At 70.0% G+C, this 14,410-nt stretch carries 11 protein-coding genes; 8 read left to right on the top strand and 3 right to left on the bottom strand.

What is annotated here, in order from left to right:
- Window positions 1-31: 31 nt before the first annotated feature.
- Window positions 32-1,234: a low temperature requirement protein A gene (locus ACLQ29_RS23985; protein ID WP_425773716.1), complete on the bottom strand. Its 1,203-nt coding sequence runs from the start codon at window positions 1,232-1,234 to the stop codon at window positions 32-34.
- Between the two features lie 260 nt (window positions 1,235-1,494).
- Between ACLQ29_RS23985 and ACLQ29_RS23980 the strand changes: the two genes are divergently transcribed.
- From ACLQ29_RS23980 to ACLQ29_RS23955, 6 genes are all read left to right on the top strand, one after another.
- Complete coding sequence (locus ACLQ29_RS23980; protein WP_425773715.1) at window positions 1,495-3,705, top strand: hypothetical protein; 2,211 nt, start codon at window positions 1,495-1,497, stop codon at window positions 3,703-3,705.
- 137 nt (window positions 3,706-3,842) lie between these two features.
- A complete protein-coding gene (locus tag ACLQ29_RS23975; protein WP_425773714.1) occupies window positions 3,843-5,969 on the top strand; it encodes a molybdopterin oxidoreductase family protein in 2,127 nt (708 codons plus the stop codon).
- Between the two features lie 16 nt (window positions 5,970-5,985).
- Window positions 5,986-6,333, top strand: a complete 348-nt coding sequence (locus ACLQ29_RS23970) for a hypothetical protein (protein ID WP_007462233.1) — start codon at window positions 5,986-5,988, stop codon at window positions 6,331-6,333.
- Entirely contained in the window at window positions 6,333-8,849 is a 2,517-nt protein-coding gene (nirB, locus tag ACLQ29_RS23965) for a nitrite reductase large subunit NirB (protein ID WP_425773713.1), read from the top strand. Before ACLQ29_RS23970 ends, nirB begins: the two co-directional genes overlap by 1 nt.
- Entirely contained in the window at window positions 8,849-9,178 is a 330-nt protein-coding gene (locus ACLQ29_RS23960) for a Rieske (2Fe-2S) protein (protein WP_425773712.1), read from the top strand. Before nirB ends, ACLQ29_RS23960 begins: the two co-directional genes overlap by 1 nt.
- Before the next feature lie 53 nt (window positions 9,179-9,231).
- Window positions 9,232-10,623: a nitrate/nitrite transporter gene (locus ACLQ29_RS23955; RefSeq protein WP_425773711.1), complete on the top strand. Its 1,392-nt coding sequence runs from the start codon at window positions 9,232-9,234 to the stop codon at window positions 10,621-10,623.
- Between the two features lie 48 nt (window positions 10,624-10,671).
- On the opposite strand, the gene ACLQ29_RS23950 is transcribed toward ACLQ29_RS23955, so the two are convergent.
- Window positions 10,672-11,298: a TetR/AcrR family transcriptional regulator gene (locus ACLQ29_RS23950; RefSeq protein WP_425773710.1), complete on the bottom strand. Its 627-nt coding sequence runs from the start codon at window positions 11,296-11,298 to the stop codon at window positions 10,672-10,674.
- A gap of 289 nt (window positions 11,299-11,587) precedes the next feature.
- Here ACLQ29_RS23950 and ACLQ29_RS23945 point away from each other — a divergent pair, with 289 nt between their 5' ends.
- Window positions 11,588-12,520: an NADP-dependent oxidoreductase gene (locus ACLQ29_RS23945; RefSeq protein ID WP_425773709.1), complete on the top strand. Its 933-nt coding sequence runs from the start codon at window positions 11,588-11,590 to the stop codon at window positions 12,518-12,520.
- A 43-nt stretch (window positions 12,521-12,563) separates the two neighbouring features.
- Window positions 12,564-13,544 carry an aldo/keto reductase gene (locus ACLQ29_RS23940; RefSeq protein ID WP_425773708.1) on the top strand — a complete coding sequence of 327 codons (981 nt, stop codon included), beginning with the start codon at window positions 12,564-12,566 and terminating at the stop codon, window positions 13,542-13,544.
- A 64-nt stretch (window positions 13,545-13,608) separates the two neighbouring features.
- On the opposite strand, the gene ACLQ29_RS23935 is transcribed toward ACLQ29_RS23940, so the two are convergent.
- A partial coding sequence (locus ACLQ29_RS23935) for a CbrC family protein (RefSeq protein ID WP_425773707.1) occupies window positions 13,609-14,410 on the bottom strand: 802 nt, incomplete at its 5' end.

Here is a 14,410-nt window from a genome sequence, read left to right as displayed (position 1 = left end):
GACAGTTGGGGCCGGTGTCAGCGGCAGCCGCTCACAGTCTGGGGTTGGGCGGATGGGGCCGCTCGGGCGGTCTCCCCCTGGCGTGGATGGCGTCGGAGGCGGCGATGCCGGCGAGGACGACGACGGCGGTGACGGCCACGGCCAGCGGCGGCAGAAGGATCATGAACGGCGAGGCGCCGGCGAGCGTCAGAGCGCCGATGATCCGCGAGTGGGACACCCGGGCGAATACGGCGTATTCCACCAAGGCTCGCCCGATCAGGAAGAGCATCGGTCCGCCGAGGACGACGAGGATCCACGCCGCGTTTGTGTGCCCAAACGGATGTTCGATCACGATTTCGTATCCGACGGCGACGGCGACGATCCCCGCGACCATGAGGACGTGCGCCAGGAAAGCCTCCCGGATGAGGTGCGCGGGCTCGACGGAGGCTCTGATGGCTTCGGGCAACAACTGGCCCGCCCGGAAGAGATAGACGCGGAACAGCAGCACGGTGGTGATGAATGCGACCGCGAAGGCCGCCGCGGCTCCGCTGTGCCGAAACGATGTGTCGCTGTAGGCCGATCCCGTTGTGAGAATGAGTTCGCCGAGAGCGATGATGAAGAATTGTCGGTAGCGCTCGGACAGATATTCGGCCAGGACGGGCCACTGCTGTTGGGTGGGTCGGGACCACGGCGCGGGATAGAACAGCAGCAGTGCCGCGCAGTCGATGGCGATCGCGAGCGTCCACAACAGGCTGCGGGCCAGGTCCGTCGCGATCCCTCCAGCGATCCACGGCAGGGCCGACAGCGTGAACCAGAAGAACACTCCGGCCGCTCGACGCTGAGCCGCGTGGCCACGCAGCAGCGGGACGATGACCAGCCCACGAATGATGTGGACCGCGACGTACGCGCCGGCGAAGGCCAGACCCCGGTCACCGAACGCATGCGGCACCGCGACCGCCATCAGCAGCGCGCCGAGCATTGCCGTGTAGACAAGCAACTGGAGCTGCGGCCGCTGCGGATCGTAGAGGTCGGTGACCCACGCCGTGACGAACCACAGCACCATGAAGGCCAGCAGCAACAGCAGCGTCTCGCCAGCCTCGACGAGGACGATCCGTTGCTCGGTGAGCTCCTCGACCAGCCGTTGTGAGACCCGATTGAGGGCGAAGACGAACACCAGGTCGAAGAAGAGTTCCAGCAGACTGGGTCGCTGCGGTTGCCCCGGCTTTCGAAGCAGCGCCGCTGCCCTTGTCGACATGGGCCGCCCATTTCTGCCGGCTTCGCGTGCCTGGGTATTGGTACCACACGGGGCAGGTCGTCGAGTCGATACCCGAAGAATGCCGTCTGGCCATACCGCCGCTTGTCGCCGTCAATTCCGCGCCGACGGCGGGGCGGTCCCGCCCACAGCTCAGGGTTGTTTTTCCCTTCGTGGGGTACGCGCGGTCCGCCACGCGGGCGCCGTCGGATCAGCCGAGCGGGTCGGCGTCAGCCGCGTACACGCCAGGGGGCTGTTACCGGATGGATCGGCGAGAGGCGGGCGGACGCGCCGGGGCTGACGGCTTCGTGGAACTACGGGTGCACGGGGTGTCCGCCACCGGCCCGGAGGCCCTGCTGGATCGACCGCACGCGCAGCAGGTGGCGGGTGACCACCGGGGCGGCTTCTACCGGCCGCGGCCGGGAAACCACGAGGGCGGCGTGGCGGACGGAGTGACGCTGGAGGCCTACCGCTGGAACAACCTGCCTGCTGGCAACGCGGTGCGAACGCTGGCAATGGTGATCCTGTTGCCGTTCATGCTGATCAACCTCGCCATCTGGATGCGTCCGGCCAGAGCCGGCTCCGACCCGGTGATCAAGGCCCTGTGCCGGTTGTTGGCGCTCACCCTGACCGGGATGTACGTGCTGAGCATGGTGGGGATCGCGCTGGATGTGATCGCGTGGAAGTGCATGTCCTCGCCCGAGTGTCTGGCCGGACGCAGTTGGCTCTCCTGGCTCGGGGGCCGTCCGGCGGGACTGCGCCTGGCGGTGCTCGCGCTTGCGCCAGTCGCGGCCATCAGCCTGGTGTGGGGGCTCAGCGCGCGGCCGGCACTCCCCTTCCACGTCTTCCGCGCGGCCGGCCAGCCTCTCGCAGCGCACCGGCTCACCGCCGTCGGCCGGTGGGACAACGACCCGCTGGTCGGCCGACTGCGCTCGATTCACGTCGCGGCGGCGTTCGCCACGCTGGACCTCAGCCTGCTCGGCGCCCGAGCCGCACAGGGTTTGTCGACCGGCACCGTCGCGCTGACGGCGGCTGCCGGGCTTCTGCTGATCACGTGTGCGGTGCTGCTCTGCACTCCACCGCTGAGCGCGCCCACGGAATGGCGGCTCGACCGGTTGGTCAGCGCGCTGTGTACGGTCGCCCTCGCTCTGACCGTGCTGGTCTGGATCCACGTTCTGACCAGTTCCGCCTCCTGGCCGGAGAGGCACGGGCTACCCGGCTACAACCTGACAGTTGTCGGGCTGTTCATCGGTCAGGCGGTGCTGCTGGCCGCCCTGGGGGCGGTGCTGTTCTGGCACCGGGACCGACAGCAGGATGGAGCGCCCTCGCTCGGGTTCGGCGCCCTGGCGGCCTCCGTCGCCGCGATCAGTCTGGCACTGACGTTCTCCGCCGAACTGGCCTACCGCGTGTCCGATGTCCTGAACCGGGGCGCACCGACCGCGGAGGCGCTGATCACCAGCCCACCGCGTGCCTGCGTCTGGGCGATCTTCGGCTTCTCACTGGCGGTGCTGGTGACGCTCGCCGTCGCTGGCCTGGATTGGCTGGCGTCACGACCGGGACGGATCCGTGCCGCGTCGGCAATCCTCGCTCGTGACTTCCCGGACGCGCCGACCGATGCCACGCCACGGCTGCGGCAGGTGCGCAGGACCATCGCCCATGCGCGGTTCACCGAGAGACTGGTGCCGCTCGCGGTGCTCTACGCCTGCCTTGCCGGAATCGGCATGACGATGGTCGCGCTCGGCCTGCTGCCGACGCCACCGGGCGAACTGATCCAGCGCTACGTGGGGCTGCCGGCCAGCTTCGTCGACTTCGGCATCGGTGTCGGCAGCTACCTGATCGCCGCGATCATCGTCGGCCTGGTCATCGGCGGGATCTTCGCCTACCGCACCCCTGGATTCCGCAGGTACGTGGGCGTCCTGTGGGACCTGGGCACCTTCTGGCCCCGAGCCGCCCACCCGTTCGCGCCGCCGTGCTACGCCGAACGGGCCGTTCCCGAACTGACCTGCCGGATCACCCACCTCGTCGACTCCGGCAACACGGTGGTGCTCACCGGACACAGCCACGGCTCCGTCCTGATCGCCGCGACCGTGCTCCAACTGCCACCACGGATCACCGACCGAATCGCCCTTCTCACCCACGGCTCGCCGCTGCGACGGCTGTACGCCCGGCTGTTTCCCGCGTACCTCAACGACGAGGTGATTCACGAGATCGCCGACCGGGTCGACTGGCGGTGGGTGAACCTGTGGCGGGACACCGACCCCATCGGCGGCCCCGTCTTTCCACCGCACCGACCCGACGAGATAACCACCGCGTCCGACCGGCAGGCGACGGTGGACCGACGGCTTCGCGACCCGCACGGCGTCACCGCTCCGGCCGGCGACATCTTTCCGCCACCGATCAAGGGACACAGCCCCTGCGAATCCGACAAGGCGTTCGACGAGGCGGTGCGTGAGCTCGCCGACCATCTTCGCTGAGCAAGCAGTGGCGGGCGGGCTCCCGCGCGTCGTCCACCCCAGCCCTCCGTACGCGGCCGAGGGTCGCAGAGCGTTACGACCTCGGTATGGATCGGAAACAGTGCCCGGCAAGCATCGGACGGGTGAGCGCATCGTGCATGATCGATACGCACTGCCCCTACTGCGCCATGCAGTGCGGGATATCCCTGACGATCGGCAACGGGCCGCCTCTGCTGGCGCCCACCGAATTCCCGGTCAACAGGGGCGGTCTGTGCGCCAAGGGATGGACCGCTGCCGACCTTCTCGACCACGGTGACCGGCTGCTGAGCCCGCTCGTGCGCAAGGATCCCGCCGACCGCACCAGCCCGTTGCGACCGGCAGGCTGGGACGAGGCCCTCGACCGTATCGTCGACGCCATCCGTACCAGCCAACACCGGTACGGCGCGGACAGCGTCGGAGCCTTCGGTGGCGGCGGGCTGACGAACGAAAAGGCGTACGCGCTGGGCAAGTTCGTCCGGGTGGCGCTGCGGTCGGCGTCGATCGACTACAACGGCCGGTTCTGCATGTCGTCCGCGGCGACCGCCTCGAACCGCTCCCTCGGGATCGACCGTGGCCTGCCGTTCCCCCTGGCCGACATCGCCCAGGCGCAGGCCGTGCTACTGGTGGGCGCGAATCCGGCCGACGCGTTGCCGCCGTCCATGCAGTACTTCGACGCCGGACGGGCCGCCGGCGCGCGGCACGTCGTCGTCGACCCCCGCCGTACGACCACCGCGGGGGGCGCTCACCTCCACCTGCAGCCACTGCCGGGCACGGATCTCGCACTGGCGAACGGGATGCTGCACGTCGCGATCCGCGAGGGCCTGGTCGACGAGACATACGTGCGCGACCGTACGAGCGGCTTCGACGCGGTCCGGGCCACCGTGGCGGCGTACTGGCCGGACCGGGTGGAGCGGATGACCGGCGTGCCGGAACGGGACCTGCGGGAGACGGTACGGCTGCTGGCGACCGCCACGTCGGCGATGGTGCTCACCGCTCGCGGCGCCGAGCAGCACAGCAACGGCACGGACACCGCGCAGGCGTACCTCAATCTGGCCCTCGCCCTGGGCCTGCCCGGACGGCCCTTCTCCGGCTACGGCACGATCACCGGGCAGGGCAACGGGCAGGGTGGCCGCGAGCACGGGCAGAAAGCCGACCAACTGCCCGGCTACCGGCGCCTGGACGACCCCGCGGCGCGCGCGCACGTCGCGGCCGTCTGGGGCATCGACCCGGACGAGCTGCCCCGGCCGGGCCGGTCGGCCTGGGAGATGCTCGACCGGCTCGGGACCGACGACGGAGTACGCGTGCTGCTCGTGCTCGCCAGCAACATCGCGGTGTCGGCCCCACACGCCAACCGGGTGATGGACCGGCTGCGGGCGCTGGACCTGCTTGTCGTCTCCGACATCTTCCTCTCCGAGACCGCAGCCGTGGCCGACGTGGTGCTGCCCACGGCCCAGTGGGCCGAGGAGGAGGGCACGATGACGAATCTGGAGGGACGCGTCATCCGCCGTCAGCGGGCCCTGTCGCCACCGCCGCAGGTCCGCACCGACCTGCGGATGCTCGCCGACCTCGCCGGCCGGCTCGGGCGCGGCCAGTACTTCGACGACGATCCGCGCCGCGTCTTCGACGAGTTACGCCGGGCCAGCGCCGGCGGGACGGCCGACTACGCCGGAATCACGTACGAGCGCATCGAGGCGGAGCAGGGGGTCTTCTGGCCGTGTCCGAGCGAGGACCATCCCGGTACGCCACGGCTGTTCATCGACCGATTCCCGACCGCCGACGGGCGGGCGACGTTCTTCCGGGTGGAGCACCGGGATCCGGCGGAACTGCCCGACGCCGACTATCCGTACGTGCTGACCACCGGCCGCAACATGCAGCAGTACCAGAGCGGCAACCAGACCCGCCGGGTCGGCGCCCTGACCATGGCGCTGCCCGACGCCCGGGCGGAGCTGCACCCGGACCTGGCCCGCCGGCACGGCATCGCCGACAACGACGTGGTGGAGCTGCGCAGCCGACGCGGGCGGGCGCTCTTTCGGGCGCGTCTCACCAACGGCATCCGCCGCGACACCATCTTCGCGCCGTTCCACTGGGCCGGCAGCTCCGCGGTGAACGCGCTGACCGACCCGACGCTGGACCGCCATTCGCGGATGCCTGCCTTCAAGGCCTGCGCGGTGTCGATCGCGCGTGCGGGCGGCCCGGACGACACCGACCTGTTGACCAACCCACCGCCCAATCCAGCATCTCTGTGAGCAAGGGAGCGTCGCTGTGCACACCACTCCCCGTTTCTTGCAAGGCGTCTACAGCTTCGAGGGCAAGGGCCTCGACCGGCCCGGCCTGGTCGACGGCACGCTCAGCTACGTGGTGCCGGGCGGTGTCGTCGCCCAGCCGGTCTACTTCCGGGGCGGCAATGCCAGCGACGAGCTGATCTGTGTCCTGCTCATGCGCGACGGCCAGCCGATGCGCTACTTCCCGATCGGCGCCAAGTCCGACGTCCACGTGCCGCTGCGGGTGGTCGAGGACCTCGACTCCGGCACCGGTCTCGAGGTGCACGTGGCGGCGCCCGCCGGGGTGTCCGGCACCGTGATCGTCGACCTGGGGCTGGTCGAGGTCTGATGGACGCCGTCGACAAGCGCCGGCGCCTCGTCGTGGTGGGCAACGGGATGGCCGGCGCCCGCACGGTCGAGGAGATCCTCGAACGCGGCGGGGGCGACCAGTTCGCCATCACGATGTTCGGCGAGGAGCCGTACGGCAACTACAACCGCATCCTGCTCTCCAACGTGCTCTCCGGGGTCGACGACGAGGCGGGCATCTTCCTCAACGACATGTCGTGGTACGCCGAGAACGACATCACCCTGCACGCCGGCACCCGGGTCACCCGCGTCGACCGCTTCGCGCGGCGGATCTACGCGGACGACGGCACCGAGACGCCGTACGACAAGCTGATCATCGCCACCGGCAGCCGGGCGTTCGTCCCGCCGATTCCCGGCATCCACCGCCCTGGGCGCGGCTACCACCAGGGGGTGTTCGCGTTCCGCACCATCGACGACACCCGCAACATGATCCGGTACGCCCGCGAGCACGAGCGCGCGGTGGTGATCGGCGGCGGCCTGCTCGGGCTGGAGGCCGCCCGCGGCCTGCAGAACCACCTGGCCCACGTGACCCTGGTACACGCCGCCGGCCACCTGATGAACGCGCAACTGGACGCTCAGGCGGGCGCGATCCTGCGCCGCAGCATCGAGCGACTCGGCATCGAGGTCGTCCTCGGCGCGCACACCACCGAGGTGCTCGGCAAGCACGCCGTGACGGGGGTCAAGCTCAAAGACGGTCGGACCATCGCCTGCGACGTCGTCGTCGTGGCCGCCGGCATCCGAGCGAACGCCGAGATGGCCGCGACCAGCGGCCTGCCGGTGGAGCGGGGCATCGTCGTCGACGACCAGATGCGCGTGCAGGACGAGGTCGACATCTACTCGGTCGGCGAGTGCGCCCAGCACCGCGGCGAGACGTACGGCCTGGTGGCTCCGCTGTGGGAGCAGGCGCGAGTGCTCGCCGACCACATCACCGGGACGAACCCGAACGCTGCGTACCACGGCTCTCGGCTGGCCACGAAGCTCAAGGTGGCGGGCGTGGACGTCGCCTCGATGGGCCTGAAGGAGGCGGAACGCGACGACGACGAGACGATCGTCTTCGCCGAGCCGCGCAAGGGCGTCTACAAGAGCCTCGTCATCCGCGACGACCGGCTTGTCGGCGCGACCCTCCTCGGCGACGTGCGGAAGGTCGCGTTCCTCATGCAGGCCTTCGACCGTGGGCTCGCCCTGCCGAAGGAGCGGGTCGAGATGTTGTTCGACCTCGGCGCGCCGTCGGCGGAGGTGAGTGCCGCGGAGCTGGGCAACGACGTGCAGGTGTGCAACTGCAACGGCGTCACCAAGCGGGCGCTGGTCGGCACCGTGCACGGCGGCGTGAAGACGCTCACCGGTGTCATGGACGCCACCCGTGCCGGCAAGGGCTGCGGGTCGTGCAAGGGCCTGGTCGCCCAGATCGTCGAGTGGGCCGCCGACGGCAAGGTCGAGGACGACCCGGCCGCGAGCTGGTACGTCCCCGGTGTGCCGATGCCCAAGGCGGAGCTGATGGCGGTGATCCGCGAACACGGCCTGAAATCCGTCTCCGCGGTGTTCGTCACCCTCGTGCCCGGCGGCGAGGAGGACGCGAAGAGCAAGATGGGCCTGGCTTCGCTGCTGCGGATGATGTGGGGCGACGAGTACGTCGACGAACGCGACGCCCGCTTCATCAACGACCGTGTGCACGCCAACATCCAGCGCGACGGCACCTTCTCGGTCGTCCCCCAGATCAAGGGCGGCGTGACCACACCGGCGCAGCTCAAGCGGATCGCCGAGGTGGCCGAGAAGTACTCCGTACCACTTGTGAAGATCACCGGCGGCCAGCGCATCGATCTGCTCGGCATCCGCAAGGAAGACCTGCCGAGGGTGTGGGCGGACCTCGACATGCCGTCCGGGTACGCGTACGGCAAGAGCTTCCGGACGGTCAAGACCTGCGTCGGCTCCGACTTCTGCCGCTTCGGCGTCGGCGACTCCACAGCTCTCGGCATCGCGATCGAGGACCGGTTCAAGGCCATCGAGGGCCCCGGCAAGATGAAGCTCGCCGTCACCGGCTGCCCCCGGAACTGCGCCGAGGCGTACGTGAAGGATCTTGGGGTGGTTGCCATCGACGGCGGCAAGTGGGAGATCTACGTCGGCGGGGCCGCCGGCGCCCACGTACGCAAGGGAGACCTCCTCGCCGTCGTCGACTCGCCCGACGAGGTCATCACGCTGACCGGCCGGTTCCTGCAGTACTACCGGGAGAGCGCGAACTGGTTGGAACGCACGTACGCGTGGGTGCCCCGGCTCGGCATCGACCACATCCGGGCGGTGGTCGTCGACGACAGCGACGGCATCGCGGAGCGGCTCGACGCGGCCATGGCCGCCTCCGTGGCCGCGTACCGGGACCCGTGGCTGGAACGGCGCGACCCGGTCACTCCGGGGCAGTTCCGCACCTCCCTGCCGTTGGCGGTCCTGCCCCAGGTGCCGGTCCGCGAAGCCGTACCCGTCCCTCCGGCCTCCCCGAGGCGGGCGTGATGGCCCGGCTCATCGCCGTGGAACACCGGCTCGGGCCGGTCGACGAGATCCCCCTCGGGGAGGGGCGCGCCTACGCCGTGGGCGACGACATGATCGCCATCTTCCGGCTGCGTGACGGCAGCCTGCGCGCGGTGTCGGCGGTCTGTCCGCACGCCGGCGGGCCGCTCGCGGACGGCCTGGTGGACATGACTGTCGTCGTCTGCCCCCTGCACCAGAACATCTTCGAGTTGGCGACCGGCTGTTCGACCACCGGACAGCCCCCACTCGCCGTGTACCCGGTCCGTGCCGACGCCGACGGACGCCTGGTGGTGGGTCTGCCGCCGGCCTGAGGAGCGAACCACGCACGGTGTCGAGCGGACCGAGGACTCACCTGGGAGGAACCATGACCACGGCCGTTCCCGGCAGCATCGAGCAGGACCGGCGCAGCCTGACCCTTCGCGGGCACTGGATCGACGACTGGCGGCCCGAGGACCCCATCTTCTGGGAACGCCGGGGATCCCGCATTGCCCGACGCAACCTGATCTTCTCCATCTACTCCGAGCACATCGGCTTCTCCATCTGGACGATGTGGTCGGTGCTGGTGCTGTTCCTCGGGCCGCAGTACGGCATCGATCCGGCCGGGAAATTCCTGCTCACCGCCGTGCCCGCGCTTGTCGGGTCGGTGCTGCGGATCCCGTACACCCTTGCCGTGGCCCGGTTCGGCGGCCGCAACTGGACGATCATCAGCGCGTCGCTGCTGCTGGTCCCGAGTCTGCTCGGCGCCTTCCTGATCCGACCCGGTGTCTCGTACGCGACGCTTGTGCTCATCGCCGCGCTGGCCGGCGTCGGCGGCGGGAACTTCGCCTCCTCGATGGCGAACATCAACGCGTACTACCCCGACCGGCTCAAGGGCTGGGCGCTCGGCATCAACGCTGGCGGTGGCAACCTCGGCGTCGCCGCGGTCCAGCTCGTCGGCCTGTTCGTGCTGGCAGTCCTGGGGACGGCCAGTCCCGGAATCGTCGCCGGCATCTACCTGCCGGCGATCGTGCTGGCCGCACTCTGTTCCGCGTTGTTCATGGACAACCTCAGCCATGCCCGCAACGAGAAGCGGGCCATGCGTGACGTCACCCGCGAACCGCACACCTGGATCATGTCCCTGCTCTACATCGGCACGTTCGGGTCGTTCATCGGCTTTGGGTTCGCCTTCGGCCAGGTGCTTCAGGTGCAGTTCGCCGACACCTTCGACACCCCGGTGAAGGCCGCGTACCTGACGTTCCTCGGACCGCTGCTCGGCTCGCTCATCCGTCCCGTGGGCGGTGTCCTGGCCGACCGGCTCGGCGGGGCCCGGGTCACCTTCGTGAACTTCGTGGCGATGGCGGCCGGCGCGTCGATCGTCCTGCTGGCCTCCCAGCACCGTTCGCTGCCGTTGTACCTGGTCGGCTTCATCGCGCTGTTCGTGTTCAGCGGCATCGGCAACGGCTCGACGTACAAGATGATCCCGGCGATCTTCCGGGCCAGGTCCGGCGTGCGGTTGACCGCCGGCGGCGCGGCCGACCCGCACGACCGGGCGGCGGAGCACGAGGCCCGGCGCCTCTCCGGCGCGCTCATCGGCGTCGCCGGCGCCATCGGCGCGTTCGGCGGAGTCCTCGTCAATCTTGCCTTCCGGCAGTCGTTCCTGGCCTACCAGACCGCGGACGCGGCCTACATCGCCTTCATCGCCTTCTACGCGATCTGCTTCGTCATCACCTGGTACGTGTACCTGCGCCCGTCGCCCCGGAGACTTGCGGGGGTCTGACCGATGCGCCCGGGCGACCGGCTTTCCGCGCCACTGTGGATGGTGAGATCAGAGGTTGAGGCGCAGCAGGTCGTCGAGACCGCTCTTGAGCGCGTCGGTGCCGAGGCCGCGCTCGCGCAGCTGGTAACTGATCAGGGTGGCCGAGACCGGCGCGAGCAGCGCGGCCGCGACGTAGTGCGGGTCGACGTCGGGGCGTGCCTCGCCGAGCAGACTGGCCAGGTGGGTGTGGTAGATCATGTACGGCCCGCTGCGATATCGCGCCACCGGCGAGCTGGCCTCGGTGACCAGCAACATCTCCAGCTGCGCCTCCACCCGGTCCACCAGGGCATGCAGGAAGGCGCGGATCCGCTCCGCCGCCGGCGCGCCGGGGCCCAGCGGCGGCGGGCCCTGCAGGAAGGCGGCCTGGAAAACGGCCTCCTCCTCGTCGAGTAGCGCGAAGATCAGCCCGGCGCGGTCGCCGAAGCGCCGGTAGGCGGTGCCGGTGCCCACTCCCGCGGCCCGCGCCACCTCGTCGAGGGCCAGCGCCTTGACGCCCTCGGTGGCGACGATGCGCGCGGCGGCGTCGAGCATCTTGCGGCGGTTGCGGGCGGCGTCGGCTCGTTCGATTCCCGGTTGTCCCGCGATCGACAGTGTCGCGGGGGCCGGCGTCGATGCCGCCTCCGGCTCCCCCACCACCCGACGGTCCTCTCTCCCCCGGCCACGTTTCCGGCAGCCGGTTGCGCCCTGCCGCCCATTCTGCCGTGACCTGCGCTGTCGCGGCAGTGTACGCAGCCCTTCACCGGGTCGGGGCCAGCGGTGCCGCAACCGTTGCAATCGGAAACCTTTCCGGATAGCCTTCCGATTAAGTGGAACAGATTCCACTTATCTCGTCTTTCGCGACGGGTCCCGTTACCTCTCTCCGCACGGGCCGGCCCGGATGGTCGGCTCGGATGGTCGGCTCGGAACCGCAGAAAGGCTCGTCACCATGAAGGCACTCGTCGCACCCTCGTACGGCCCGATCGACCAGCTCACCATCGCCGAGCTGGCCAAGCCGGCGCCCGGGCCGGGCCAGATCCTGATCAAACTGCGGGCGGCAGCGCTCAACCCTCTCGACGTCAAGCTCGCCACCGGAGTGCTGCGCGAGATGATGCCGGTGTCGCATCCCTTCGTGCTGGGTCTGGACGCGGCCGGCACGGTCGAAGCGGTCGGCGAGGGCGTCACCCGATTCACCCCCGGTGACGAGGTGGTGGCGTTCACCCACCCGGTCGCCGGCGCGGTCGCCGAGTACACGTTGGCGCTGGACGGCCCCGAGGTGGCGGCCCGGCCGGAGACGCTGGACGCGGTGGACGCCGCTGCTCTGCCGGTGGCCGCGATGACCGCGACCGGCATTGTCGAGCAGGCCGGGCTGAACGGCGGCGACTCGCTACTGGTGGTCGGCGCGACCGGGGGTGTCGGCTCGTTCGTGGTGCAGCTCGCCGCCCAGGCCGGCGTCCGCGTGGTGGCGACCGCGCCGCCGTCGGACGCCGACCACATGCGTGGCCTTGGTGCCGCGACGACCGTCGACTACACCTCCGGCGACACGACCGAGGAGGCGCTGCGCCACGTTCCCGGCGGTGTCGACGTCGCCGTCGACCTGATCAATGCCGGTCCCGCGCTGGCCGCAACCGCCGCCGCCGTCAAGCCCGGCGGGCTGCTCATCTCTCCGGCCGGCGGTCCGCCGGTCTTCGACCGCGAGGTGCGCGCCTCGTACGCCCACATCGAGGCCACCAACGGCCTGCTGCAGCGGATCGTCGAGGCGACGGCGTCGGGTCGGCTGCGGGTCGAGGTGAGCGCCCGGTTCCCGTTTGCCGAGGCGCAGCGCGCGGTCGCCGAGTTCGCCGGCAAGCACACCCGCGGCAAGGTCGTCATCACCTTCTGACCGTCTCCCCCCACGACGCCCGAGAGGCGAGGTAACCCCCGCGATGCATCACCGCGTGCTCGGCCAGAACCTGACCACCTCCGCTCTCGGCCTCGGCTGCATGGGCATGAGCGATTTCTACGGTGACCGCGACGACGTCGAGTCGATCGCCACGGTTCACCGGGCGCTGGAGCTCGGCGTCACCCTGCTCGACACCGCCGACATGTACGGCCCGTTCACCAACGAGGAACTGGTCGGCAAGGCCGTCGCCGTCCGCCGCGAGCACGCGGTGATCGCCACGAAGTTCGGCGTGGAACGCCGCCCGGAGGATGGCTATTTCGGCATCAACGGCCGCCCTGACTACGTGCGCCGGGCCTGCGACGCGTCGCTGCGCCGGCTCGGCGTGGACCACATCGACCTGTACTACCAGCACCGCGTCGATCCACAGGTGCCCATTGAGGAGACCTGGGGCGCGCTGGCCGAGCTCGTCGCGGCCGGCAAGGTGCGCCACCTCGGCATTTCCGAGGCCCCGGCGGACCTGGTGCGCCGGGCTCACGCTGTGCACCCGGTGACCGCCGGACAGTATGAGTACTCGCTGTTCAGCAGGGAGCCGGAGACCGAACTGCTGCCCGCCCTGCGCGAGCTGGGCATCGGGCTGGTGGCGTACTGCCCGCTCGGGCGAGGGCTACTGACCGGCGCGATCACCGACCTCACCCAGTTGGAAGCCGACGACTACCGGCGCGGTACGCCCCGATTCCAGGGCGACAATCTGCGGCACAACATGGAGCTGGTGGCGCGGGTGCGCGAATTGGCCACCGCCAAGGGCATCACCGCCGCCCAGCTGGCACTCGCCTGGGTGCTCAGCCGCGGCCCTGACGTGGTGCCGATCCCTGGCACCAAACGACGTCGCTACCTGACGGAAAATTCCCGGGCAGTCGACGTCGAGCTGACCGAGGCCGAGCTGAACGCGATCGACGCGGCCACGCCGCCCGGCGCCGCGGCCGGCGGCCGCTATCCGGAGCAGCCACCGCCGGCGCGCCGCTGAATCGGATCGGCGGCAAGACGTGGGTTGGTTGCAGGCCGGAGCCCTCGCGACAGAGAACAAACGGTCAGGTCGAGTCCGAGTACGCGAGGTGACTGCCACAGTGCCGGCAACGGAAGAGATACGCGGTGACCGGGCCGTCCTTGCTCAGCGCTCGTAGATACCAGTCCCTGTCCTCGGCCGACCAGCCAGACCCGGCCTGCTCCCGCCGAAGGTGTTCCAGCGCGTCCGGAAAGTCAGCCAACTCGTCCGCCCCGACCGCGCCATGAAACTCCGCCGCGTCGCGGCAATGGTGCAACCACCGCTCCTGCTGCCACCCCACAAAGCCGGGCGTCCGGCGGAGAACCACCTCGGTCACGTCGGCAGGCACGTCGTCCGGAACCCGCCAGCTCGCGTCGGTGAACTGCGCGTCGAACATCGCCGCCGCCCGGCCGTCCGCGAGGCACCACGGACACAGCGCCCTGGCCAACTTCTCCACCGCGTAGACCGGGCCGACATACGTGAACGGCCGCCGCCGTCCGCAGCACGCGCACACCACCTCGGCGGCCACGATCGAACCCGTCCCGACCGGATCCGGGTGATAAGGAAACCGCGGAAGGCCTTCCTCGTCAGCTAAGGCCTTTTTCATAAGGGCGGCCGAGCCGAGGCGGAGTCCGGACGGCGATCCGGCAAGGCGCGGTTTCGTTCGGATACCGGTGTTGTATCCGGGCGAAGCCGCAACGCCGCAGGTCGTCGTCCGGGCCCGCCGCAGGCCGGCCAGTTCTTTGAAAAAGGCCTTAGCATCCGCCGATCCTAGTACGGCAGCCGCCGTTCGTGAGGTGACCTCGGGTCCCGCAGGAATGAGGACGGCCACCGCATGATCGTCTGTG

The organism is Micromonospora sp. DT228 (genome assembly GCF_049841595.1).
Lineage (GTDB): Bacteria > Actinomycetota > Actinomycetes > Mycobacteriales > Micromonosporaceae > Micromonospora.
This window is presented reverse-complemented; position numbering and strand designations above follow the sequence as displayed.

What these genes read in the sequence shown, in the direction of transcription:
- ACLQ29_RS23985 (WP_425773716.1), bottom strand. Translation starts at nt 1,234, where the DNA reads ATGTCGACAAGGGCAGCGGCGCTGCTTCGAAAGCCGGGGCAACCGCAG.
- ACLQ29_RS23940 (WP_425773708.1), top strand. Translation starts at nt 12,564, where the DNA reads ATGCATCACCGCGTGCTCGGCCAGAACCTGACCACCTCCGCTCTCGGC.
- ACLQ29_RS23960 (WP_425773712.1), top strand. Translation starts at nt 8,849, where the DNA reads ATGGCCCGGCTCATCGCCGTGGAACACCGGCTCGGGCCGGTCGACGAG.
- ACLQ29_RS23980 (WP_425773715.1), top strand. Translation starts at nt 1,495, where the DNA reads ATGGATCGGCGAGAGGCGGGCGGACGCGCCGGGGCTGACGGCTTCGTG.
- nirB (WP_425773713.1), top strand. Translation starts at nt 6,333, where the DNA reads ATGGACGCCGTCGACAAGCGCCGGCGCCTCGTCGTGGTGGGCAACGGG.
- ACLQ29_RS23955 (WP_425773711.1), top strand. Translation starts at nt 9,232, where the DNA reads ATGACCACGGCCGTTCCCGGCAGCATCGAGCAGGACCGGCGCAGCCTG.
- ACLQ29_RS23975 (WP_425773714.1), top strand. Translation starts at nt 3,843, where the DNA reads ATGATCGATACGCACTGCCCCTACTGCGCCATGCAGTGCGGGATATCC.
- ACLQ29_RS23945 (WP_425773709.1), top strand. Translation starts at nt 11,588, where the DNA reads ATGAAGGCACTCGTCGCACCCTCGTACGGCCCGATCGACCAGCTCACC.